At 65.2% G+C, this 24030-nt stretch carries 23 protein-coding genes; 8 read left to right on the plus strand and 15 right to left on the minus strand.

The features are described from left to right. Positions 1-57: 57 nt before the first annotated feature. The 5 genes from BLV04_RS18920 to nifE form a co-directional block, all read right to left on the minus strand. Entirely contained in the window at positions 58-531 is a 474-nt protein-coding gene (locus BLV04_RS18920; protein WP_093035995.1) for a NifX-associated nitrogen fixation protein, read from the minus strand. 60 nt (positions 532-591) lie between these two features. After that, on the minus strand, positions 592-1053 hold the full coding sequence (locus tag BLV04_RS18925; RefSeq protein WP_093035998.1) for a SoxR reducing system RseC family protein: 462 nt from the start codon (positions 1051-1053) through the stop codon (positions 592-594). Next, on the minus strand, positions 1050-1541 hold the full coding sequence (locus BLV04_RS18930) for a NifB/NifX family molybdenum-iron cluster-binding protein (RefSeq protein ID WP_093036000.1): 492 nt from the start codon (positions 1539-1541) through the stop codon (positions 1050-1052). Before BLV04_RS18930 ends, BLV04_RS18925 begins: the two co-directional genes overlap by 4 nt. Positions 1542-1701: 160 nt before the next feature. Continuing rightward, positions 1702-3093: a nitrogenase iron-molybdenum cofactor biosynthesis protein NifN gene (gene nifN / locus BLV04_RS18935; protein ID WP_093036003.1), complete on the minus strand. Its 1392-nt coding sequence runs from the start codon at positions 3091-3093 to the stop codon at positions 1702-1704. Continuing rightward, the gene (gene nifE / locus BLV04_RS18940; protein ID WP_093036006.1) at positions 3086-4549 is read right to left on the minus strand and encodes a nitrogenase iron-molybdenum cofactor biosynthesis protein NifE; all 1464 of its coding nucleotides are present in this window, start codon (positions 4547-4549) and stop codon (positions 3086-3088) included. Before nifE ends, nifN begins: the two co-directional genes overlap by 8 nt. A 242-nt stretch (positions 4550-4791) precedes the next feature. On the opposite strand from nifE, the gene BLV04_RS18945 reads away from it, so the two are divergent. Beyond that, positions 4792-5046, plus strand: coding sequence for a type II toxin-antitoxin system HicA family toxin (locus BLV04_RS18945; RefSeq protein WP_093036010.1), 255 nt, complete (start codon positions 4792-4794; stop codon positions 5044-5046). Next, on the plus strand, positions 5043-5375 hold the full coding sequence (locus tag BLV04_RS18950; protein WP_093036013.1) for a type II toxin-antitoxin system HicB family antitoxin: 333 nt from the start codon (positions 5043-5045) through the stop codon (positions 5373-5375). The genes BLV04_RS18945 and BLV04_RS18950 overlap by 4 nt, the downstream gene beginning before the upstream one ends. Positions 5376-5493: 118 nt before the next feature. Here the strand turns inward: BLV04_RS18950 and BLV04_RS18955 are convergent, their stop codons facing one another. The 7 genes from BLV04_RS18955 to BLV04_RS18985 all read right to left on the minus strand — a co-directional run bounded on the left by BLV04_RS18955 (position 5494) and on the right by BLV04_RS18985 (position 14089). Next, complete coding sequence (locus BLV04_RS18955; protein ID WP_093036016.1) at positions 5494-8214, minus strand: type IA DNA topoisomerase; 2721 nt, start codon at positions 8212-8214, stop codon at positions 5494-5496. Between the two features lie 167 nt (positions 8215-8381). Then, positions 8382-9284: a DMT family transporter gene (locus tag BLV04_RS18960; RefSeq protein ID WP_093036019.1), complete on the minus strand. Its 903-nt coding sequence runs from the start codon at positions 9282-9284 to the stop codon at positions 8382-8384. A gap of 6 nt (positions 9285-9290) precedes the next feature. Further along, on the minus strand, positions 9291-10622 hold the full coding sequence (locus tag BLV04_RS18965; RefSeq protein WP_093036154.1) for a hypothetical protein: 1332 nt from the start codon (positions 10620-10622) through the stop codon (positions 9291-9293). 48 nt (positions 10623-10670) lie between these two features. Then, positions 10671-11336 (minus strand): ABC-type transport auxiliary lipoprotein family protein, encoded by a 666-nt coding sequence (locus BLV04_RS18970; protein WP_245731949.1) that lies wholly within the window; start codon positions 11334-11336, stop codon positions 10671-10673. Beyond that, on the minus strand, positions 11333-12448 hold the full coding sequence (locus tag BLV04_RS18975) for an MlaD family protein (protein ID WP_093036026.1): 1116 nt from the start codon (positions 12446-12448) through the stop codon (positions 11333-11335). Before BLV04_RS18975 ends, BLV04_RS18970 begins: the two co-directional genes overlap by 4 nt. Next, positions 12445-13182, minus strand: a complete 738-nt coding sequence (locus BLV04_RS18980) for an ABC transporter ATP-binding protein (RefSeq protein WP_093036029.1) — start codon at positions 13180-13182, stop codon at positions 12445-12447. The genes BLV04_RS18975 and BLV04_RS18980 overlap by 4 nt, the downstream gene beginning before the upstream one ends. A 112-nt stretch (positions 13183-13294) precedes the next feature. Beyond that, positions 13295-14089: an MlaE family ABC transporter permease gene (locus BLV04_RS18985; RefSeq protein WP_093036032.1), complete on the minus strand. Its 795-nt coding sequence runs from the start codon at positions 14087-14089 to the stop codon at positions 13295-13297. A gap of 155 nt (positions 14090-14244) precedes the next feature. Here BLV04_RS18985 and BLV04_RS18990 point away from each other — a divergent pair, with 155 nt between their 5' ends. The 3 genes from BLV04_RS18990 (at position 14245) to BLV04_RS19000 (ending at position 18462) form a co-directional block, all read left to right on the plus strand. Continuing rightward, positions 14245-17121, plus strand: coding sequence for a valine--tRNA ligase (locus BLV04_RS18990; protein WP_093036035.1), 2877 nt, complete (start codon positions 14245-14247; stop codon positions 17119-17121). A gap of 691 nt (positions 17122-17812) precedes the next feature. Continuing rightward, positions 17813-18136 carry a type II toxin-antitoxin system RelE/ParE family toxin gene (locus BLV04_RS18995; protein WP_175534702.1) on the plus strand — a complete coding sequence of 108 codons (324 nt, stop codon included), beginning with the start codon at positions 17813-17815 and terminating at the stop codon, positions 18134-18136. Next, positions 18133-18462, plus strand: coding sequence for an addiction module antidote protein (locus BLV04_RS19000; RefSeq protein ID WP_093036041.1), 330 nt, complete (start codon positions 18133-18135; stop codon positions 18460-18462). The genes BLV04_RS18995 and BLV04_RS19000 overlap by 4 nt, the downstream gene beginning before the upstream one ends. A gap of 447 nt (positions 18463-18909) precedes the next feature. Here the strand turns inward: BLV04_RS19000 and BLV04_RS19005 are convergent, their stop codons facing one another. After that, positions 18910-19413 carry an acyl-CoA thioesterase gene (locus BLV04_RS19005; protein ID WP_093036043.1) on the minus strand — a complete coding sequence of 168 codons (504 nt, stop codon included), beginning with the start codon at positions 19411-19413 and terminating at the stop codon, positions 18910-18912. 215 nt (positions 19414-19628) lie between these two features. On the opposite strand from BLV04_RS19005, the gene nhaD reads away from it, so the two are divergent. Together nhaD and BLV04_RS19015 are read left to right on the plus strand one after the other, a co-directional pair. Beyond that, a complete protein-coding gene (gene nhaD / locus BLV04_RS19010; protein WP_175534703.1) occupies positions 19629-21116 on the plus strand; it encodes a sodium:proton antiporter NhaD in 1488 nt (495 codons plus the stop codon). 27 nt (positions 21117-21143) lie between these two features. After that, positions 21144-21689, plus strand: a complete 546-nt coding sequence (locus tag BLV04_RS19015; RefSeq protein WP_093036046.1) for a thermonuclease family protein — start codon at positions 21144-21146, stop codon at positions 21687-21689. A gap of 74 nt (positions 21690-21763) precedes the next feature. Here BLV04_RS19015 and tsaC read toward each other — a convergent pair whose 3' ends face one another. Further along, positions 21764-22333 carry an L-threonylcarbamoyladenylate synthase type 1 TsaC gene (tsaC, locus tag BLV04_RS19020; protein WP_093036049.1) on the minus strand — a complete coding sequence of 190 codons (570 nt, stop codon included), beginning with the start codon at positions 22331-22333 and terminating at the stop codon, positions 21764-21766. 279 nt (positions 22334-22612) lie between these two features. Here tsaC and BLV04_RS19025 point away from each other — a divergent pair, with 279 nt between their 5' ends. Then, positions 22613-22813 carry a YgaP family membrane protein gene (locus tag BLV04_RS19025; protein ID WP_093036052.1) on the plus strand — a complete coding sequence of 67 codons (201 nt, stop codon included), beginning with the start codon at positions 22613-22615 and terminating at the stop codon, positions 22811-22813. A gap of 63 nt (positions 22814-22876) precedes the next feature. Here BLV04_RS19025 and BLV04_RS19030 read toward each other — a convergent pair whose 3' ends face one another. Continuing rightward, positions 22877-23923 carry an SAM-dependent methyltransferase gene (locus BLV04_RS19030; RefSeq protein ID WP_093036055.1) on the minus strand — a complete coding sequence of 349 codons (1047 nt, stop codon included), beginning with the start codon at positions 23921-23923 and terminating at the stop codon, positions 22877-22879. Positions 23924-24030 lie beyond the last annotated feature (107 nt).

Genomic DNA, 24030 nt, shown 5'->3' on the forward strand with positions numbered 1-24030 from the left:
GGATAGCCAATAGGCCCAAGTCCCCGTGCAAAGGGCGCAGTTCACAGAGCGCGCGATTTAAAGGCCCGCGACCTTGGAATGCTCCCCGATCAGCTCGAGCGCGACCGACAACACCTTGTCGGCCTCGTCCTTCATCTTCGAAATGGTTGGGAAGCCGAATCGGTGCACGTCGCGCAGAGAGCGATCCAGCACGACCAGCTTGCCGACCGTAATGACGACGCGTCCGAACCCTTCGTGGCTCAGGTGGACCAGCGGCACGGCCATGAGTCCGCACTCGGACTCGATCATGGCGGAGATGGCGTTGTAGAAGGCCTTGATCCGTGCCACGACGATCTCGTCGGGATCGCCGACCAAAGGAATCGCCTGACGTTTTTCCTTGGTCAGGATAAAGGGCTCCAGGATCTCGGCGGTGGAGAGCTTGTCGAATTCGCCGTAGGGGTCGATCGCACGCATCTGGCGGTCCATCTCCACCACGAATTGCGACTGCATCAGGCCCTCGTCAGCGGCTATTCCGGTAGGTGTCTCGGTCATGGTGATTTCCTCTTCTCAGTAGTCGTCCGTCTTGGACGTATGGTTCATGCAGGTTGCGTTTCAGAAAAGCATGGGGATCCCGACCTCGGCCGAGGCCGCGCGGCGTACCAAGACCGGGCGATAGCGCTCCCGGGCGGATGGCCCGCCGGTCAAACGGCCGCTCACCCAGAATCCGATGCCGAGACCCGCGAGTCCCGTGAGGGCCACGCCACCCTCGCCTGCACCGAGATGCGTCGCCACGCCCGAGCCGGCGATCAGGAACAGCAGCGGAATCAGGTAGGCGACGAACGAGGCCCGCACCAGGGTCCCGTCCGGGATGCCGATCACGACCTGCTCGCCGACCCGCAACCCCTGCGCGTCGTCGATCCGCAGCCGGCTCCGAGGTGCGCCGAAGAGCTTGGCGACGACGGAGGTGCCGCAGCTGCCGGCGCTCCCGCAGCTCCCGCAGGCACTCTGCCGAACGGTTTCGACCCAGGCGACGCCCGGCTTCACGGCGACGACGGTGGCGGGTGTTTCGATCATTCGCTCCAGCCCTCCGCCTCCATCGCATCGAAGCGACGGTTACGACCGGGGGCCCGGACGGCGAGCGTGCGCGCGAGCCAGGCGCTCGGGCCGTCCCGCAGCTCGCCTTGCAGATCGCGGATCAAGCGGCTGACCAAGGTTCCCGAGCTGACCTTCATGGGCTGGATGCCTTTCGCGCGAAGCTGGCTCACTGCGGAGGCCCCGACCGCCTCGCAATAGACGACGTCGCAGCCCTCGAGCGCCGCGATCTTGGCGGCGAGCTTGTCCTCGTTCCCGTCCATCTCGAGCCGCGCGAACTGGATCGCCTCGAGCAGGTGATGCTCCCGCGAATCGATCGAATAGACGACGAACGACTCGGCCGCGCCGAAGTGCTGGTCGATCTGCTTCATGTCCGAGGAAGCGAAGGCCGCCTTGATGCGTGTCTCGGTCTCCATCGATGTCGCTTCGCCGCTCATGCTCAGGACCTTCAGTCGTCGTTCCATTCCCATCGGGGCTCCTTAAAGCGCTTCTCTGGTCGCGGCGCGTGTGTGGTTCATGGGCTGTTGTCCGGTTGCCAACGTCGCGGTCCATGAGGGCCGCGCTTTAAGGAAAATGAACAAAAACATATCCAATCCGTGCGGGTTCGGGCTTAGCTCGATGCGAAGCCTGTCAGTGTGGGCGCGGCATCTCACGCTCGCCCTCCGGGCGCTGTTTGAGCTTCGAGCGATAGGGATGGATCTCGCCGCGCTTCTCGCCGAGCAGCAGATTGGCCAGATCGAAGATGGCGTCGCGGGTGCCGCGATAACCGATCCAGGTCCGCTGAAAGCCGCCGACCCGGTCGTACTGCGGGAAGCCGGCGCGCAACATAGGGATGCCCAGTCGCTCCGCGGTGTGGACCGCATGCGAATTGCCGATCAGGATCTCGGCGTCGCGCTCGCGCGCGACGATCTCCAAGTCTTCCAGATCGCCGATCTTCACCTGCTCGGCGGCGACATCCTGCAAGGCAGGAGCATTGGCCGGGGCGACGGCGGCAACCACCTCGGCCCCGACGCTTGCGAGCATCCGGCTGAAGCCGACCAGCAGGTCTGCCTCCGCGGCGATCGCGAAGCGCGACATGCCCAACATGAAGTGGCAGTCGAGCAGAGCGTCCTGGAGCTGTGCCCGCTGGCGCTCGATCTTGGCCGGCACCTGGCGCTCGGCGATCCGCGAGAGCGTCATCACGAGGCCGTCGACGGCATCGATGTCCATCAGATGTGCGAAGCGATGATCCGGAACGCCGGTGCGCGCAGCCAAGGCGTCGGCCGCCGCGTCCATCGAGGCGCCGATTACCAGGGTCGCCGCGGCATCGCCGAGGGTCGCCAGATCGCTCACGCGGGTGCCGCCGATGGTCAAGGGGTTGTAGTCGGTCTCGGGCAGATGGCCGTCGAGCGAATCCGAGAGATCGGGGAGTACCAGCGGGGACAGGCCGAACGCCTCGATCAGATCCTTGAGGTGCTCGATGTCGCCGGGCGTCAAGTGCGAGCCGGGCAGGACATTGACCTGACGGTCGCGACGTCCCGGCCGGGTGCCGGCCTCGGCCCGGGTCGGAACGAGCGTCTCGATGATCGCCCGAGTCGCCTGCGCGTAGCCGGACTCCATACAACCGGTGAAGTCCGGTGTGGACACCGGCACGACCGCGGTGCCCGCGAACTGCGGCCAGGTCTCGCGAAAGACCCGCACCGCCATCTCGATATCCGCGCCCTGGGTCTCGACCAGACCTGTGGTCGGCAGCCCGATCAGATCCGGCGCACTCTTCTCGCAAAGGGTCTTCAGGCCCTCGACGACCTGCGCCTCGCTGCCCATGATGGCGCTGACCTGATCGATCGCCGTGGTCTGCAAGGGGATCGGCTCGCGAAAATGACGTACGAAGAAGATCTTGCCGAAGGCGGTGCAGCCTTGGGATCCGTGCATCATCGGGATGGCGCGGTTGAAACCGAGGAAGGCGAGTGCTGCGCCGACCGTGTTGCTGGCCTTCAGCGGGCTGACCGACAGGGCCTTGTTGCGTTTGATGATCTCAGGCATGGGACTGCACCTCGACAGGGGCGCTCTCGCTTGCGGCGAGCGATAGGGACTTCGCCGGTGCCGGATGGGTTTGCCCCTCGGTCACGGCCCAGGGCGCCGGACGCCGCACCGCATCCCAGATCGGACTCTCGACCGTCAGACAGAGCTGACGCGCCAGCTCGACCATGCCGACATAGCCGGCGTAGCCGAATTCGCGCTCCTGATTGATATCCAGGAAGGGGATACGGGCCTTGAGCGCCGTGTAGAGATTGCGTCCGCCCGCGATCAGGATGTCGACGCCGTTCTCTCGGACCCGATCGATCAGGCCGCGCGGGTTGCCGTCCTCGATCATGACCGCGTCCTCGCCCATCAGCGCACGGATGCGCGCCTTGTCCTCCTCCGTGGACTTGCGGGTGCCGGTCGCGACCACCGTCATCCCCAGATCCTGCAAGGCAGAGATGATCGACCAGGACTTGACCCCGCCGGTGTAGAGCAGGACCTTGCGACCCTGAAGACGCGTCCGATAGGGTTCGAGTGCGGCATGGATCTTGGCCTCCTCGCGGGCGATGAGCGCCTCGGTACGGCGGGTGAGATCCGGGTCGTCGATGATCCGCGCAAAATCACGCAGCGCCTGCGAGACATCCGCGACGCCGTAGAAACTGCCCTCGAACCAGGGGATTCCGTAGGTCTCTTTGAGCTTGCGCGCGACGTTGATCATGGCCTTGGAGCAGACCATCATGTTCACCTCCGCGCGGTGCATGGTCTGCACCTCGTGGAAGCGCGCATCCCCGGAGAGGCTGCAGAGCACGCGCATACCCAGCTCGTCGAGCAGCGGCAGGACGTTCCAGAGCTCGCCGGCGATGTTGTACTCGGCGACCAAGTTGACATCGTGGACCTTGAAGCCGTCGTGCTCGATCCCCGGCGGGACCGGGTCGGGCTCGCGGGTGCCGCAGACCTGCGTGACCATGGTCTCGCCGGCGATCCGGTTGCCGAGGTTCTTGGTGCCGTAGAAGCCGGCGGCATCGACCGACACCACGGGCGTGCCCCAGCGCTTCTGCGCCTCCCGACAGACCGCGCCGACATCGTCGCCGGTCAGGGCAGGCACGCAGGTGTTGTAGACGAAGACCGCCGCGGGCTTGTAGCTGTCGATGGCTTGCTTGATCCCGAGGAAGAGCCGCTTCTCGCTGCGACCCATGATGACGTCCTGCTCGGTCAGATCGGTCGTCATGCCGATCTTGTAGAGGCTCGGGCCGCTCGAGCGCGCCCCGCGGTTGTCCCAGGAGTTGCCCGCACAGGCGATAGAGCCATGCACGATGTGCGCGACATCCGCGATCGGCAAAAGCGCGATCTGAGCCCCGTCGAAGGAGCAGCCGCCCGCGGTCGCGCCGGGCTTGAGCTTGGCGCAGCCCGACTTTTCCTTCGCGTTGTGCGCACACGCCGGCTCGTCGAGCAGCGCGGCGATCTCTTTTTGTTTCATGAAGGCTCCGAAGGCGTTCGCTTTGGAGCTTCTTAAGCAGACCCTATGCCAATCGCTATAATCTTGTTTTGACGAGAGAAGACCAGGTGTCTGTCGGATTCACGACAAAGCGGATGTCTGTAAAGCCCCGCACTCGTTTGTGGTGATGTCACGGGCAAGGAGCCGCCACCGCAGGGTTGATGAGACGATGCGCCCCGCCGGCTCGCTTGCCTTCGGTATCGTTTTTTGATATCAAACCAAGCATGAACAGCTCGCAGCGCAAGACGCTGGTCGCAATCTTCAGTCATCCCGTCAACGGCAACTTGGAATGGCGCAAGATCGAATCCCTTTTCCTGGCGCTGGGAGCAACAAAGGATGAAGGTGCAGGCTCTGCCGTGACGTTCCTTCTGAACGACCAGCGGGCCGACTTCCACCGACCGCATCCGCAAAAGGAGGCTCTGAAATACCGCGTCAAAGCCGCACGCGAGTTTCTGGAAAACGCCGGGATCACACCATGAACGCCATGACCTACCGCGGCTATGCCGCCCGCATCGAGTACGATCCGGAGGACCGTATCTTTGTCGGTCGACTGGCCGGCATCAAGGATATCGCCGTGTTTCACGGCACCACGGTCGATGAGTTGGAAACCGCTTTCCATGAGACGGTCGACCACTATCTCGAAGTGAGCGAACGCACCGGCCGGCCGGCACAGAAGCCCTACTCTGGTCGCCTCTTGCTGCGGGTCGAGCCGGAGACGCACGCGGCAATGGCCGTCGCAGCCGAGCTCTCCGGTGCCAGCCTCAACCAATGGGCGGCCAAGGTGCTGAAGGACGCGGCTCGCACCTAAACCGCGTCTCCACAAAGGTCGGAAAAATCCTTGAGCCCGACACAAAATGAGAATGACGCATTTCGCTCTGGACGCGGTTTAATTCCATCAGAGCCCCTATCAGCCGGCGACAGGTTGATCAAAAGCCCTCCTCGGGCGCATCGGTCGCCATGGTCTCGGTCACGACCTGCCACTGCGCATCGAGACGCAGCCGGACCGAATCGAGGCCGGCCCCATTGCCCTTGATCAACCGCGTCCGCCCGCGCTCGATCAGGGCACGGATGTCCGTCTCATCCAGATCCCGGCCGTCGAAGGTCTTCCAGACCACGAAGTCGCAGCCCTCGCGGAACCGGTTGCAGCCGAAGCCGCGGCGGCCTTCGATGATCTTGCCTTGGCCGCATTTCGGACAGACGGGGGGTTGGTCGCGAATCGAATGGGTTGGCGCACGGCTGTCCTTCGCTAGCTCCGGTGTGACCGGGGCCGTCGGAGCGCCTCGACGGGATCGAGTGGCCTTGCGAGCCCCCTGCCCGTCCTCGACGGCCGCCTCCGCCGACCCGGTGTCGGTCGCCTCGGCCTCGAAATCGAAGACAACCTTGCCGGCCGCATCCAGCCGCAGACCGGCGCCGAAGGGTTTGCCTGCCTTCGAGGTGAAGCCCTCCATGTGCGGCAGCCGACCCTGCGCGATGAGTCGGCGCACCTGATCCTGCGTCAGCGCCAAACCGGCGACCGTCTTCCAGACGGTAAAGCCGCAGCCCTCGCGATAGCGGCTGCACCCGTAGGCGCGTGCGTTCTCCGTGACCTCGCCCTCGTGACAGATCGGACAGGCGCCGAGTCCGCCCGCTGCCGGCTCGCCCGATCCGCGCGAGGTTCCACGCGCGGCTCCGCTCCGGCTCGGCCGCCCGGCTTTGCGCGTGCCTCCAGTCTTCCCGGTCTTTGCACCCGTGCTCGCCGGACGTTCGGCGCGCTCGGCCGTCACCTGCTCCGCGGACATCGCCGGACCTTGGGCGATCTGGGGCACCAGGTCACGCAGGAAGCCGACGATGTCGCGATCGAAGACCTCTACCGGCAGCTCGCCATGCTCCACGTCCTTGAGGCGTTGCTCCCACTCGGCCGTCAGCTCCGGGCTGCGCAGTGCCGGTGCGACCAGACCGATGAGTGCAATCCCCTTCGGCGTTGCATGCAACTGCTTGCGTCGGCGCTCGACATAGCGGGTGCGGATCAGCTTCTCGATGATCTCGGCGCGCGTCGCCGGGGTGCCCAGACCGGATTGCTTCATGGCCGCGGCCAAGGCATCGTCCTCGATCTCGCGACCGGCGTTCTTCATGGCGGCCAAGAGGGTCGAATCGTCGTAGTGACGCGGCGGCTGGGTCTCCTTCTCCTGCACCTCCAGGCTGTCCACGGCCAGCGCCTGTCCCTGGACCAGCGGCGGCAGGACGCCTGCCTCGCCGGTCTCCTCGGCGGCATCGCCCTCGACCGGCGCCGCACCCGGAGCCGGCTCGCCCCGGGGCGGCGCACGTCCCGCGGCTTCTGCCCGTTTCCAGCCGGGATCGAGCACCAGCGCACCGCGCGCCAGAAAGGTCGCATCGCCGATCGCGATCTCCACCCGCGTCTCCTCGATGCGCTGATCCGGCAGAAAGACCGCCACGAAGCGCGTCGCCACAAGATCGTAGATCTTGCGCAACGGCGCCGGCAGATCCGGCGACGGCGCCTTGCCGGTCGGCAGGATGGCGTGATGGTCGGTCAGCTTGGTGCGGTCGACGTAGGCTTTGCTCAGCCGGTGACCGGATTGCAGCCGATCCAACGCCTCCGCGGCGAGCGGGTGCTGCAGGCCCTTCAGGATGCCCGGCAGCTCGGGCAGCATGTCCTCCGAGATGTGGCGGCTCTCGGTGCGCGGATAGCTGATGAGCTTGTGGGTCTCGTAGAGCGACTGGGCGTGCTCGAGCACCTGCGCGGCGGTGAAGCCGAAGCGCCGGTTGGCATCGCGTTGCAGATTGGTCAGGTCGTAGAGCGGCGGCGGTCGGACGGTACGGACCTTTTTCTCGACCTTGGTCACCGTGCCGGTGCGGTGGGGGCTCAGCTCGCGGTGAAGCCGCTCGGCCTCTTCCTTCTTCTCGATGCGCGTCTCGCCGTCGCGGATGTAGAGGGCGTCGAAGCGCGCTTGATTGAGCCTGGGATCCGATGTGCTCAGATGCGCGACCAGCTCGTAGAAGAATGCCTTAGTGAAGCTCGCGATCGCCTGATCACGAGCGACGATCATCGCCAGGGTCGGGGTCTGCACACGCCCGATGGTGCAGAGCACCCGGTTGTGCACCGTATAGGCCCGCGTGAGGTTCATGCCGATCAGCCAATCCGCCTGCGCACGCGCACGTGCCGCATCGGCCAGATGATCGTAGGCTTGGCCGGGACGCAGCGCCCGAAAGCCCTCGCGGATCGCCTCGTCGGTCAGGCTGGAGATCCAGAGTCGGTCGAACGGCTTTTTGCAGCGGGCGTGCTGATAGATGAGGCGAAAGATATGCTCGCCTTCGCGTCCGGCATCCGTCGCGCATACTAGACGCTCGGTGTCGGGTGCCGTGATAAGCGCCTTGACGAGCTTGAACTGGGCCGCGGTCTGCTTCGATGTCTTGAGCTTCCATGCTTCCGGAATCATCGGGAGCTGGCCTGCAGACCAACGCCCCGCCCAGTCGACACCCTGGACCTCGCCGTACTCGTCCGGCTCGGCGAAATGGATCAGGTGTCCGATCGCCCAGGTCACCCGATAGCCGTTGCCTTCGAGAAACCCCTCGCCTTTGCGTCGCGCACCCAACACCCGCGCGATATCGCGGGCGACGCTCGGCTTTTCCGCAACCACCACGATCGTCATCCCGATCTCCCTTCCGCCCGCCGAGCCGCCGCGTAGGTCGGATCAGCGCAGCGTAATCCGACAGCCGGGCTCGCCGCAAACCGCCGAACGTCGGCTTAAACCGCGCAGACTCTGCCGAGGCTGATCCAATCCAGAAACATCGCATAACGCGTCAGACGCGGTTTAGCCTACTTCTGCGTCAGCGCCACCACCCCGAGCAGCATGACGGCGGACCCGATCAGCTTGATGACGACATGCTGCTCGTTGAAGAACCAACGCCCGAGGACGACGGAAAAGACCCCCGCCGTGCGCTTCACGGCCATGGCGTAGGAGGCCAACGTCAGGCTGAGCGCGATCTGGTCGGCGATGCGCATGAGCGCGAACAGCGCACCGAGGACCAGCAGAGGCCGGATGCGACGGCGCGCCTGCGGCGTGAAGATCTGCCGATAGAAGCCCCGGTCGCGAAGGCTGAAGAGCACGAAGATGACCAGCGGGTTGACGAGCGCGACGATCACCGCGAACGACAGCGGATCGCTCAGTTGGATGCCGATCCGCCCGACCACGCTTGCGGCGGCGAAGCAGGCGGCGGCAATGAGCCCGAGCACGCTGCCCGGGTCCGTTACCAGTCGCTTGAAGGGGAGATACCAGCGCACCTCGTGATCGCCGAGACTCAGAATGTAGCCCCCGCCCACCAACAAGAGAACGCCGATCAGCCCGACCGACGCCGGTAAGGCGCCGGTGACGAGCCATTCAATCAGGATCGCGAACCCCGGCGTGAGCGTCATCAGGGGTCCGACCAGCGAGACCTCGGTCTTGTGTAGCGCCGCATTCAACGCCCATCCGCCGAAGGCCGACAAGATGCCTCCGCTGAGGACGGCCATGAGATAGGCCGGCTCATGGAAGGGAAAATCGCGATACCAGAGGATCAGCGGCAGGGTGATGACTAGGCTGCTGAGGTTGACATAGAAGGTCAGGACCTCGGTCGAGAAGTCGAGGCTGAGATGTTTGGTGACCGCAAGGCGAGACGCATGAAAAAACGCCGACGCCAGCGAGAAAAGGATCCAGAGGTGGGCGAAATCGGAGAAATCCATACACGGTCACGCCCAGCCGGTGCTCGGATCGACGAACCGCTTGAGCGGCCCGAAACGGATATCCGGATTGTCGCCCTGGAGGCGCTGATTGGACTCGGCGAACGCGCGCTGGAACCGGCCTCGACGATGCCAGCTCTCGACGCTCGAGCGACCCTCGCCGCGCAGAATCCGCACGCTGGGAACAGCGCCGAGCCCGAGCAGACCGGCCCCGCCGATGCCCGAGAAGAGCTTCGGCTGGATGGTCAGGTGCACGAGCGCGGCGTCTTCGAGCGTTGCACCTGGGCGGTTGCGCTCGGGTGCATGGAGGTTCAGTGCGTAGCAGGGCTGATTCAGCGTCATGAGATCCATGCGGTGGCGCGCATCGGTCCGCGCAAGGCGGCGGGCGGTCGACAGTGGAAGGTCTCGGAGCGCCAGGGACAGCTCGCGCAGACCGGACCGAATCCGGGCGGATACCGGCAGCGCGGCGAGACCGCGCCTGATGTCGGCAGGCGGGCGCAGCGCATGGCGATGCCAGGGCGACGGCGCTCGGCGCTGCCCGGTGAAGACCTCGAGCAGATCGGCCGCCAGCGACTCGAGGCGCAGATGCAGACGCCGGATGAGATCCTCGAACGCGGGATCTCCGAGCACCTGCCAGCCGGGCAGCTCGATCAGGCAGCCGAGCGGCCGGTCGCCGCGGATCGTCAGCCGCTCGTCGGGCATCGCCAGCCGGGCACCCGGGACCCCGAGGTCGAATCCGGCCAGCGACGCGTGTATCAGTTGCGCACCGAGGAAGGCGAGCGGGTCGATGGCTTGACGGCGCAGCCGGACATCGGCAACGGCGCCGAATCGCCCGGCGCGCTCCAACGGCTTCAACGTCTCGCCACTCCAGTAAAGGAGATGGAGATGAAACTGTTTGGCCGCCTGCACGCTCTCGCGATCGTGCGTGTTGGGGTCGCAGTTGAGCGCAAGATGCAGCTCGCCGTCGTCCAGATCGAAGCGGCGTATCACATCAGGGTCGGAGACGAAGTGCACGAAGGCGAGCCCGGTCCGCCAGAGGACGCCGCCTGTGACGGACTCGACCGCACAGGGCGTGGCCTTCGGAGGATCCGAGGTCTCCGAGACCATGAGGTCGAAGAGACTGTGCGGCGATGCCTTGTCGATCAGGGACAGCCGGTCGGCGTCGCAGAGGATTTCCTGAATCGTGCGGCGGGCGAAGCGTCGCTGCGGGTCGGGGTGCTCGACCTCGGTGCGGGTCAGGGCATAGTCGGCCGGCGGCCCCGGGATGTGCAGATGATCCCAGGCGACGCGCATCCGATCCAGACCGCGGGGATAGAGTGCCGCGAACCGGTCAGGCGGCATCCGTGCCATCCGCCGGGAGACGCCGCACAGGCATGTCCTTCTCGTCGCTCATGATCCGCTCTGCGGGCGCGCAGCTCCGGGCAAGGTGCGCAGGTCGCGCACCACGTCAGACGCCAGCAAGGCGGCGAGGCGGTTGAAGGCCCGCGCCATGTCGTCCGGGGTCTCGCGCTCGCCCTCGCTCTCGACGGCGATCTCGCGGCTGTAGCTGCGGTCCCAGAGCGAGCGGCGGTTATCGGCGCGCACCAGCACCAGGTTGAGCGTTCCGGCGACACGCGACGGTGCGGTGCTCGGGTCCGGGCTCGGCAGATGCTCGAAGCGCTCCACCTCGCCCCCGAGAAGATAATCCGCGGTGCCCCGGTCGGCCGGGATGAGCGTGAAGGCGAAGACCCGAGCCGCGCGCGCGGCTCGGACCAGGTTGCGCGAGAGTGCGCGAGGGACCGGGTCGGCCCAGAGCAGGTCGTTGTAGCGTTGTACGCGCAGCGGCTCGGCTTGGGTGCGGAAGACGATCTGCCGCCCGCCGAGAAAACCGCGCGCGGCCAGATCGTTGACGAGCAAGGTCGCCGGCAGCGGTGACCCGACGGGCGGCTCAAGCGGCTCGGGATCCAGCGAATAGAAGAGGTCGGGGCGCGCGGGCGCGGACGACCCGCAGCCGCTCACCGCAAGAATCAGCAGCAAGGCCGAGATCGCACCGATTGCCCGGCTAGGTCGTGTCACCGAAACCACGGTGCCTGTTCCTCCTGCTCGCGGCCTTTGATGATGATTGCGGGATCGCCGCGCAGATCGCGCGCGAGTGCCGACAGATTGCGGCTCGCGTCCTCTACATTGGTCAAGATGGGGATCAAGGCCGAGGAGAGCGACTGCAGTAGGAACTGGGTGTCGTCGAGCGAGCGCTGGATGGCCGGGCGGTTCTCGTTGACCAGACCCCGGATGTCCACCGCCAGATCGCCGTAATCGGCGACCGCGCTCCGGATGTCCTTGGTACTGCCGGTCATGTCGCCGGTGATGAGCGCAAGGCTTGCCGACATCTCCTCCACCGAGCCTAGGATGGCGCCGATCGCATCCGGATCGACCGCCGTGACGAGGTTTTCGGACAGCAGCCGGAGGTTCTCGAAGGCGCCCGCGAGCCGATCGCGATTCTCGCCTTGGTCCTCCCCGGTGCCGATCAGCAGCTCGATGGTCTTGACCTGGTCACGGATGCTCGCGAGCGTCGGGGCGATGCTCTCCTCGACCACCCGGCGCACCGTCTCGGTCAGGACGATGAGCCGTTCGTTCAAATCGGCATCGGGTGCCTTGGCCTCGATCACGGCACCGTCGGCATAGAGATCCGCGGAGCTGCCGGGGCGGATACTGATGGCCTCTCCCTTCAAGAGACCCAGCGGCGCCAACTGCGCCTGACTGCCCTGCGGGATCGGCCAGTTGTCGCGGATCCGCAGGGTCGCCCGGAAACACGGCAGGGTCGGCGAGCGCGCCGGCATGTCGGCAGACGGCGCCGGGCAATGGAGCCGATGGACATCGGCGCTCGGGAAGACGGGCTCGACCCGCTCGACCAGACCGATGACATAGCCTTCCTGAACGACCTGAAGCCCGGCATCGAGTCCGTCGGCGTCGGGGAAATAGGCCTGCAAACGGTAGGTCTTCCCGAACAGACCGGGTAGAACCAGGGTAAATGCCGCCACGGCAAAGGCGGCCATCGCAATGACGAAGATACCGGAAAACAGCAGATCGCGACGTTCTGCCCGCGCCCGACGTTTGCCCGGCGCGCCGATCTCGGGCGGGGAATAAAGCCGATCCAGCCGGCGATCCGCAGGAGCCGGGCGCTCGGTCATGGATGTCCCCACAGGGCTGCGCGAAGATCCAGACGGGTTGCGCCGGCGGACTCGAGCTCCTGCGGCGTGCCTTCGAACAGCAGCCGGCCGCGCTCCATCACGGCAACCCGATCGGCGGCGCCGGCCAAGGCATCCGGGACGTTGTCGGTGGCGATCAGGGTCAGCTTGCGGTTCTCCCTCAAGGTGCGCAGGACCCCCAGGGTCTCGCGGGCGACGGTCGGGTCGAGCCCGTCCGAAAGGCCGTCCCAGACCAGCAGCTTGGGCTGGTGAATCAGCGCACGAGCCAGCTCTACCCGTCTCTGTTGGCCCAAGGAGAGTCCACGCGGCATGTGATTCTCCAGTCCGTCCAGCCCCAGCAAGGTCATCACCAAACGCGCCGCCCGAGCCATGTCGTAACGGCTCATGGGGGCGTTGCGCAGGGGCAGGAGGAGGTTGTCGAGCACGCTGTAATCGGAGAGCAGCGAGCCGCGCTGCAGCACCGCCCCGATGTCGCCGCGCAGACGCACCATCGCGGCCTCGCCGAGCCGACTCAGATCCTGCCCCAGAACTTCGATTGTACCCGCCGAGGGCCGGTCCAGTCCCAAGATCAATCGGGTCAAAAGGCTCTTGCCGGCACCGTTCGGCCCGCAGATCAGCAACCAAGCGCCCTCGGACAGCGAGAGCCGGATGTCGTCGAGCGCCATACGCCCGCCGACATGCTGGTAAACCCCGTCGAGCACCAGTGCCGGAGTCATGGCGCCCACCGAGACCGCCGTCGCCGCGCAAGGTCATGGCCGGCGCCGCCGGCACACCGCACGATCTCGCTGCAGGCCGGAGGCTGGAGGCCGGAGGCTGGAGGCTGCTGCATCAGACGCGTAAGAACAAAATATATAGGAGGTCCATCACCAAGATCGCCGAGACCGCCCCGATCATGGTCCGCGTCGCGGCGCGCGAAATACCCTCCGGATTGCGCCCCGCGCCGGTGCCGTTGACGGTGGCGATGAGGGTGATCAAGAGCGCGAACAGCAAGGGCTTCACCAACGCCTCGACCAGGGCACCGACGCTGAGCGCTCGGATCAACGACTCGAAGAGCAACGCCGGGGAGATCCCGGCCATCGTCCACAACCAGGCGCCGGCCGCGGCGAAGGTCACCAAGGTTCCCCAAACCACGAAGGCGAAGCTCATGAGCAACATCGCGAGCAGAACCGGACCGGCGGTGAACTGGACAGGGTGGATGCCGCTTGCGAGGAGTCCGTCCATCTCGCCGGTCACCGTCAGCGTCGCCTGCCGGACCGCGAGCGCGACACCGGCCCGACCGGCCACCAGGATCCCCACCAGGATCGGCACCAGCTCCATGACGGTCGCGTAGGTCAGCGTCAAGACCACGAGCCCGGGCAGGTCCAGCTCCGTCAGGATCGACTCGATCTGGTGACCGAGGATCAAACCGAGTGAGGCAGTGACCAAGGTGATTGCCGGCAGAATGGAGAGCCCGGCCTGGCGCAGGGATGCGGCGAAGGCCGGCATGTCCAAACGTGCTCGGCCGAGCAGGATCTTCAAATAAAGGCCGAGACAGCTTGCAAGGGCGATAGCGGCGAAGCCGATCTCCTCGATCCAACCGGTCGGCCCGCTGAAGGGCCCCCTGTGTCTGTCCTCGACTCCCATCACGCCTGACCGCGTCCCCCGTGCAAATTCCCGGTTGATCTTAAACCGCCGGCGCCGCAGCGCTCCATCCGAGTTGAGCGCCCCCTAAGCGCCGGGCGCCTTCGGTTATACTCGCGACTTCATTTCGAACGCGCTTCTCGGACGGCGACACCATCATGCTGGATAAGAACTACGACCCCCAAACCCTCGAGAAAAACTGGTATCGCCTCTGGGAAGAGAAGGGCTATTTCATCCCGGCCGACCAGACCGGGAGCGCCCGGGACGAAGGCACGGGGGGCGGAGCCTATTGCATCATGATCCCGCCGCCGAACGTGACCGGCAGCCTCCACATGGGTCACGGGTTCAACAACACCATTATGGATACGATGGTGCGCTATCACCGCATGAAAGGCGATCGCACCCTCTGGCAACCGGGCACCGATCACGCCGGGATCGCGACCCAGATGGTGGTCGAGCGCCAACTGGAGGCTGCGGGCCAAACCCGGCATGACTTGGGTCGCGATGCATTCATCGAGCGCGTCTGGGAGTGGAAGCAGGAGTCCGGCGGCAACATCACACGCCAGCTGCGCCGTCTGGGCTCCTCGCTCGACTGGCAGCACGAGCGCTTCACCATGGACGAGGGCCTCTCCAACGCCGTGCGCGAGGTCTTCGTGCGTCTGTTCGAAGAAGGGCTCATCTATCGCGGCAAGCGTCTGGTCAACTGGGACCCGGCGCTGCACACGGCGGTCTCCGATCTCGAGGTCATCTCCGAGGAAGAGTCCGGCCACATGTGGGACATCCGCTACCCCTTGGCGCTGCCGCCCGGCGCCGCGGGACCGGCGCATCTGGTCGTCTCCACCACCCGCCCGGAGACCCTGCTCGGCGACTGTGCCGTGGCCGTCAACCCGGAAGACCCGCGCTACAAACACCTGATCGGTGAATTCGTCGAGCTGCCCTTGACCGGCCGGCGCATCCCCGTCATCGCCGACGAGCACGCAGATCCGGAGTTCGGGACCGGCTGCGTGAAGATCACGCCCGCGCACGACTTCAACGACCACCAGGTCTGGCTGCGTCATCGCGACGAGACCGCGATCGCCGATCAACCGCACGGCGGTCTGATCAACATCCTCACCCCGGATGCCGCGATCCGCGACAACCAGCCCGAGGAGGGCGCGCTGCTGCCCGCCGCCTACATCGGGCTCGACCGCTACGAGGCCCGCAAGCTCATCGTCGCCGATCTCGACTCGCTCGGCTTGCTCGCCGCGGTGAAGGAGCACCGGCTCCAACAGCCGCGCGGCGACCGCTCGGGCGCCGTCATCGAGCCCTATCTGACCGATCAGTGGTACGTGCGGGTCGCCCCGCTGGCGGAGCCCGCAATCGCCGCGGTCGAGGACGGGCGCATCCGCTTCGTCCCGGACAACTGGAAGAACACCTATTACGATTGGATGCGCAACATCCAGGACTGGTGCATCAGCCGCCAGATCTGGTGGGGGCACCGGATTCCGGCCTGGTACGACGTCGAGGGCAACGTCTATGTCGGCCGTTCGGAGGACGAGGTGCGCGAGAGCCACGGCTTCGGCCCCGAGGTCGTCCTGCTCCAGGACCCGGACGTGCTCGACACCTGGTTCAGCTCCGCACTCTGGCCCTTCAGCACGCTCGGCTGGCCCGAGCAGACCGATCGCCTCAACGCCTTCTATCCGACCGCGGTGCTGGTCACCGGGTTCGACATCATCTTCTTCTGGGTCGCCCGGATGATCATGATGGGGCTCAAGTTCATGGGCGACGTCCCCTTCAAGGACGTCTACATCCATGGCCTGGTGCGCGATGCCCACGGCGACAAGATGTCCAAGTCCAAGGGCAACGTGCTCGACCCCATCGACCTGATCGACGGGATCGGACTCGAGGCACTCGTCGAGAAGCGCACCAAGGGCATGATGCAGCCGCATCTGGCCGAGAAGATCGCCAAACAGACCCGCAAGGACTATCCCGACGGCATCCCCGGCTTCGGCACCGACGCGCTGCGCTTCACCTTCGCCGCGCTCGCCACCACCGGGCGCGACGTCAAATTCGACCTGGGTCGGATCGAGGGCTACCGCAACTTCTGCAACAAGCTGTGGAACGCCTCGCGCTACGTGCTGATGAACACGGAGGATCAGGACTGCGGCCAGGCCCCCGATCAATCGGGCGGCGCGCTGGAGCTATCAGCCGCCGACCGCTGGATCCGCGCCCGTCTCAACGCCACCACGGCCACGGTCACGGAGGCCATCGAGGGCTACCGCTTCGACCTCGCCGCCCAGGCGATCTACGACTTCACCTGGAACGCCTTCTGCGACTGGTATCTGGAGCTGTCAAAGCCGGTGCTGACCGGATCGAGCGCCACCGATGCCGCCAAGCGCGGCACCCGCCGTACCCTGGTCGAGACGCTGGAGACCCTGCTGCGCCTCGCCCACCCCATCATGCCCTTCATCACGGAGGAGATCTGGCAGAAGGTCGCGCCGTTGGCCGGAGTTCAAGGCGAGACCATCATGCTCGCACCCTACCCCGTCGCCGATGCAGGAGCCGACGACCCCGAGGCCGTCGCCGAGATCGAGTGGGTCCAGCAGGTCATCCTCGGGGTGCGTCGCATCAAGGGCGAGATGAACATCGCCCCCGGCAAACCACTGCCGGTCCTTGTCGCCAACGCCTCCGAGCAGGACAGGACCTGGCTCGCCGTCGCCCGACTCTACCTGGATTTCCTCGCCCGCATCGAATCCGTCACCCTGCTCGAGGACGAATCGACCGCCCCCGAGTCGGCGATCGCACTCGTCGGCAACATGAAGCTCCTCATCCCGATGGCCGGCCTGATCGACAAGGACGCCGAGCTCAAACGCCTCGACAAGGAGATCGGCCGCCTGACCGACGAGATCGCCCGCATCGGCCAGAAGCTCGCCAACCCGAGCTTCGTCGACAAGGCCCCGGCCGCCGTCGTCGACAAGGAGCGCGCACGACTCTCCGAGCAGTCGCAGGCGATCGGCAACCTGCAGGCGCAGCGGGAGAAGATTGCGGCGCTGTGATCGGCGCGCACTCCGACACATGATTGGCTCCGACGAGATCGAAGCTGCCGCACGACTCGCTCATCAGACGAGCCACCGAAACCTTAGCCGTCAGAGGCTCGTGACATCCGCTCCGCGGTGTCACGCATGCCCCGCGGCGCTCCGCGCCACGTGCCACTGTTGCCGAAATGAGGAACGAGGCGACGGTGCTACCGCCGCCAATCCAGCGAGCGAGTCCGCGGTTGCCGTTTGCCTCGAGGCTTCCCTTGAGCCCCTCTTCGGCGATGAGCCGACGCACCTCAAGTCAAGTCGACCGATGGAAGCGGAAAATCGAGTCTGCCGAACCGGCGACAAATCGAAATCCAGACCTACCGCTCGGCGCCTCGGCGAGAGCGACCGGTCTGGACGCACTGCGGACGCTGGCGCTCACGCTGCGGATAGGCTGGTTACGATCCAAAACGGTCCGTTAATGCACGACTCCGAGTGGCTGAAGACCATTGTGAAGTCGACGTTAGGACGCAGTCGTGCATCAAGCACAGATCAGATCAGAGGCTGCCTTGGGCCAATGCGTAGCGAGATGAAACCGAAAGGCACCCCATCCGGCAGCCTGGGTCGCGCGGATCGCCGCAGCCCGGGCGCATGCCGGCCCCGTCTTGCGCTCCAAGGTCTTTTTGCACTGCGCAAAAGTAGCTTTTAAGTTACACTGGTACCCATGATAGAGCTCTTTCGGTATCAGCGCGAGGACGGCCGCGAACCATTCACGGAATGGTTGGACGGCGTGCGCGATAGGGTGGCACAAGCACGGATTCGCGTTCGTTTGCGGCAAGTGCAGTCGGGTAACTTCGGCGACAGCGAGCCGGTCGGTGAAGGTGTCATCGAGTTGCGTGTGCATGTAGGTGCCGGACACCGCGTGTACTGTGGCCGCTACGGAGCATCGGTTGTCCTGCTCTTGTGCGGCGGAGACAAGAGTTCCCAGGTATCGGACATCAAGCGCGCCAAGACGCCGTGGTCAGAGTGGAAACGGAGACAAACATGAGTCAATTGAAAGGCGTGGTCTCACACCATGAGCGCGAGATCGCCGAACTGCGCGCCGACCGGGAACTGGCGGTCGCGTACCTGAAAGCAGCGATGGAGTCACTCGACGATCCCGACGAGCGAGCCGCCGGTCTCTTGGCGCTCCGCACCGTGGCGGAAGCCCATGGCGGCTTGGGGGCGGTGGCGGCCGAGGCCGGCATCAGCCGGGAGTCGTTGTACCGCTCCCTGTCACCCAAGGGCAACCCGACACTGAAAACGTTGCTTGCCGTGCTGAAAACAATGGGCATGCGGCTGTCGGTCGAACCGGAACACCAAGCTCATGCTTGATGCTCCGTTACTCCGGCAGCCGGGAGTCCCCCTGATCTGCCAGATTTTGCCCGTAAGGCAAGACGAACCGAACATGTCCGTCTGCTCACGACGCTGCGGCGGTCGCTCGCGGGATGAGCGCAGCTGACCGGATCGGATCTCCGGCTTATCCGGAGCATGCGCGCCAGCGTCCGCAAAGCGCGTCGTGCAGTCGCTAACCGGACTCATGCCGAGCGTCCGCTCTTGGCGCAAAAGTCGCGGGGCTGGCTCGCCCCGATGATCGGTGTAGGTCGGGTCCGGACCTTTCCGCCGCCTCTCGGCCGGTGTCGTAATGCAGAATAGAAGCCAGGAGCGGGAGTCGTGGGGAATCTTGGAGACTCGTAACGAGAGATTGTTGGAAACAACAATTGTTGTCGAGCTCACCTCGGCGAGCCGGGTCCTGCCCGAACGACGCTTTCGACGCGGTCGTCACAACTCCCCCGCCCGACTCTTATGCACCTGACGAATCTCGTCGTTGCGCCGCTCGATCTCGCGCCGAAACTCCCGCCGCAGGGCCGCGCTTTCGTAGCGACGACGTTCGTTGGGTGTTTCGATCCGCAGCGCGGGCACCTTCACGGGACGTCCTTGGTCGTCGACCGCCACCATCGTGAAATAGGATGTCATGGCGTGCCGGGTGGTCTTGTGGATGATGTCCTCGGCGATGACCCGGATCCCGACCTCCATCGAGGTGTTGCCGGTGTAATTGACCGAGGCCAGGCAGGTCACCAGCTCGCCGACGCGCAGGGGCTGGCGAAAGAACACCTGATCGACCGAGAGCGTGACCACGTAGTGATTGGAATAGCGCGCCGCGCAGGCATACGCGACCTGGTCGAGCAGCCGCAGGGTCGCCCCGCCGTGGACATGGCCCGAAAAATTGGCCATGTCGGGTGTCATCAGAAGGGTCATGGTCAAGGTCTTGTGCTGTTGTTCCATGTAAAACCCGCTTGGCGCTGGATGAATCCGCTAGTATCGTGAGCACCGCCGTCGGCAGCACGGCTCGAGCGCGGAGTTTGCGGCGTGTGACGTCCGGAGATGGCGCTTGCTGCGCAGGACAGCCGACGCAGACGCTCGAGGACAGGCCGCGCGGTCGACTTTAACACCGACGCGCTCGCCCGCGACTCCGACACACCATCCCAGCAGGATTCATCATGATGCGTGCCCCCGGACGCCTTTCGTTTGTGCCCTACATGGGTCTTTTTGCTCTGCTCATACCAGGCCTGTCGCTCGCAAGCGAGTCCGGGCAGTGGATCGACTTGACCGCGCATTCCGTCGGCTATGCGGCCCTGATCATCTTCGTCCTCGCCTACTTGCTTGTGATGGCCGAGGAGTTCCTGCACCTGCGCAAGTCCAAGCCGGTCATCATCGCTGCGGGGATCATCTGGGCGCTGATCGCCTACGTCTATTCGCAGAACGGCCTCACTCAGGAGGCCGAGACGGCGGTGCGGCACAACCTGCTCGAATACTCGGAGCTGATGCTCTTCCTGCTGGTGGCGATGACCTACATCAACGCCATGCAGGAGCGTCAGGTGTTCGATGCCTTGCGCTCATGGTTGATCCGTAAGGGCTTCGGTCTGCGTGCGCTCTTTTGGATGACGGGCGGACTGGCGTTCTGCATCTCGCCGGTGGCGGACAACCTGACCACGGCGCTCTTGATGTGCGCCGTTGTCATGGCTGTCGGCGGCGACAACACCCGTTTCGTGACCCTGGCCTGCATCAACATCGTGGTCGCAGCCAACGCGGGCGGAGCATTCAGCCCATTCGGCGACATCACGACGCTCATGGTCTGGCAGAAAGGCATCATCGATTTCTTCGGCTTCTTCGACCTCTTCATCCCGGCGCTGGTCAATTTTTTGGTGCCGGCGATCTTCATGCACCATGCCGTGCCCGACACCAAACCCGAAACGGCGTCGGCAAAACAGACTCGGCGGGTATCGTTCTCGTACCACGGAGCCGCCGACCTCGAATCCAAGACGGCGGCGGCGGTGGACATCCACATGCGGCGTGGCGCCAAGCGCATCATCCTGCTCTTCCTGCTGACGATCGCAACAGCGGTCGCGTTCCACAACTTCCTGCACCTACCGCCGGTCATCGGCATGCTGACCGGGCTCGGGTATCTTCAATTCTTCGGCTTTTATCTTCGGATGAGCCATCATGGCTGGCAGCAGCGCAATGTCGAGCGTGCGAATCTGATCGGCGACATCACGCCGTTCGACGTCTTCAACAAGGTCGCGCGCGCCGAATGGGACACCCTGCTGTTCTTCTACGGCGTCGTGCTCTGTGTCGGCGGGCTCGGGTTCATCGGCTATCTGGGTATGGCCTCGGAGGTCATGTATGAGCAATGGGGACCGATCCCGGCCAACGTCGCCATCGGGCTCCTGTCGGCGGTGGTCGACAACATCCCGGTCATGTTCGCGGTCCTCACCATGAATCCGGACATGGACCAGACGCAGTGGCTCCTGGTTACCCTGACGGCCGGTGTCGGCGGGTCGCTACTCTCGATCGGGTCGGCGGCCGGGGTCGCCCTCATGGGTCAAGCCCGCGGCGTCTATACCTTTTTTGCGCATCTGCGATGGACGCCCGAGATCGCCTTGGGTTATTTCGCGAGCATCGTCGTTCATTTGTGGCTCAATGGTTGACGGCTCGCTGCCGCGGCGAGCGCGCCGATGAGGCGATGGTGGAGAGGGCGTCATTCTGCCCTCTCGAGTCTTCTGATCGCACTGGCCGTGACCGGCGCTTGGGTCATCGAACGCTGGGGACCGGGTCTGATCCCGTTCGAATGGTCATTCGCCGGGTCGGGTCGCCTCTGCGCCTTGAATCAGGTGCTGGATGGAGATTCGCTCCGGCTGACCTGCGGCGGCACGTCCGTCGTGGTCCGTCTGTACTGTATCGACGCACCCGAGCAAGGCCAGAAGCCCTGGGGCAATCGGTCGCGGGCGCACCTCGAGCGCATCGCCACGGATCGGATCGAGATGCGGCCCATCGAGACCGACCGCTTCGGGCGTACGGTGGCGGAGGTGTACACCGCCGACGGCGAGCGACTCTCGCTGAACCTCGAGCAGGTCAAGCAGGGGCAGGCTGCGGTTTATCCTCGCTATTGCGAGGAGTCGCGTTTCTTCCGCGCGGAGCGTAAGGCCCGCGCCGCGGCGGTTGGAATCTGGGGAAAGCAGGGGAAGCACCAGACACCTTGGACCTTCCGACATCGGCATTGAGGCGCGCGCACGAGACGAACGGCGGCTCGAAGCCGGGATCTTGGGTCGGCGGATTTTTTCGTGAATCACCCCGATCAGGCCCTCAGCATCCGCCCCGTCCGCCCGTCGCGGATGCAGGAGGGTTGATCGGAGCCGACGCAGGCACCGGCGAGGATCATGTCCGGGGGCTGGTCGAGCGCCAAGCGTACCTGCATGGCCGTCCTGGCCGGTCGTCGGCTGGCTTGATTTGCACTGGTTGAGACGATGGCGCCGCCATAGGTGCGGCAAAGCGCGGCGGCGAGCGGATGTGCCGTGACCCGGACCGCAAGTGTGTCGAAGCGCCCCGTGAGCCAGCGGGGTGTCTCGGACCGCGCCGGCAGCAGCCACGTATTCGGGCCCGGCCAGCTTGCCCGAATCTCCGCCATCCGATCGGCAGCGAGCGGCAGGACGAAGGGTTCGAGCTGCATCGGATCCGCGGCGATCAGGATCAATCCCTTGGCGACATCACGGCGCTTCATGCTCAGAATCCTCGCCACTGCATCCCCGTTCCGTGGATCGCACCCCAAGCCGAACACGGCCTCGGTGGGATAGGCGACCACACCACCGCCCGCGATGATGCGGGCGGCACGCCGAACCCGCTGGCTCGGAAGAGAAGCCGAGGTCATCGGGGAACCAAGCGCGGCGCCGGGGATCCGACGAAGGCATCGGAGGCTCGCGCAGGGTCACGGACCAAGGGCGATCGTCGGCGCGCCTTGCCGGATCGCAACGAACCTCGCGGCCGGGAATGGGTATACTGTATCTGTCCCCGCCGACGGTAACCGATGCAGGAGCGGCCGGGCCACACGGGCGAATGCATCGGGACCAGCCTCGGAAATCCCGCGCCATCGGCGAAGCGCGGCACGCGCTCGATCCCTTTTTTCCTTATACACAACGGAGTTGACGTCATGACGCTGATTAAAAATGTTGGGAAGACCGATCGTAACATCCGCTTGGGCGCCGGCGGTGTGTTGGTGTTCTTGGGCATCGTCACCAATACCGTGCTGTTCTCGATCATCGGCCTGGTCGTGCTCGCGACCGGCGCAATCGGCACCTGCCCTGCGTACATGGCACTGAAGATGGACACCACCAAGAACGACAAGGCCTGATTTAGGCCGCAGTAACCGGCCGCCGGTCACGCGCCTTTTACGGGCGGTGACCGGCGGCAGGACTTAGGCCGGACGCTCGAAGAGATAGTGGCTCACATACCACTCCTGCCCCTTGCGATAACCGAACAGCTCCGCGCAGGCCATGAAGAAGAGCCGCCAGCGCATCCACCAGACCCCCGCTTGATCGCTGCCGTAGGTTTCTTCCAGGATCGGCCAGACGCGATCGCGTGCCGTATCCATCCGCTCCAGCCAGGCATTGAGCGTGCGCTCGTAATGCCGACCGTCCCAGCGCCAGCGCGTCACCAGCTTGAGATGCTCCTGAAAATGCAGCGGTAGATCGTCGCTCGGCATGATGCCGCCCGCGAAGAAGTAGTGACTCATCCAGTCGCTCGGCCCCACGTCCTCGAAGGGATAGGGATGCTCGCGATGGACGAAGATGTGCATCAGGAAGCGCCCGCCGGGCTTCAACCAGTCATGCACCCGCGCGTACAGCTTGCGATGATTGCGCATGTGCTCGAACATCTCCAGCGAGACGACTCGGTCGTACTGGCCGTCGGCCTGAAAATCGTTCATGTCGGCCGTGACGATTTCCAGGTTCTTCAGACCCCGTCGATCGCGCTGCGCCTCGATGAAGGCGCGCTGCCCGCTCGAGTTCGAGACCCCGGTGATCCGACAGCTCGGAAATCGCTCGGCAAGGTAGAGACTCAAGGCGCCCCAGCCGCATCCGAGCTCCAGCACCCGATCACCGTCCTGGATCCCGGCCCGCTCGGCCGTGATCGCCAAGGACGCCTCCTCTGCCTCCTCCAGCGACGTGATGCTGTCGGGCCAGTAACAGGAGCTGTATTTGCGACGCGGCCCCAGCACCAGATCGAAGAAGGCCGCCGGCAGCTCGTAGTGTTGCTCGTTCGCGCGCTCCGGCACGTCCGCGATCGGCGAAGCGTCCATCATGGCGATGAAGTCGCGCTTCTCGCGTATCGCCGCCTCGCAATCCTCCGTCGGCAAGGTCGCCAGGCGGCCACGCAGCAGCGCGCGAATGCCGCTGCGCGTCACGCTGTCGGGGACCTTACCTTGCTCGACCCAGCGGATCGCCGTTTCTGTTGCTCGGACCATCGTCGTTTCCTCGTTCGTCCCGTACTACCGCGTTGTACCGAGGTATTGGCGACGAGCCCCGAGGGCAACCCGGCCGGGCGCACAAATCCCGACGGACGGTCTGGCAG

The sequence above is a fragment of the Thiocapsa roseopersicina genome (assembly GCF_900106925.1).
Classification (GTDB): domain Bacteria; phylum Pseudomonadota; class Gammaproteobacteria; order Chromatiales; family Chromatiaceae; genus Thiocapsa; species Thiocapsa roseopersicina.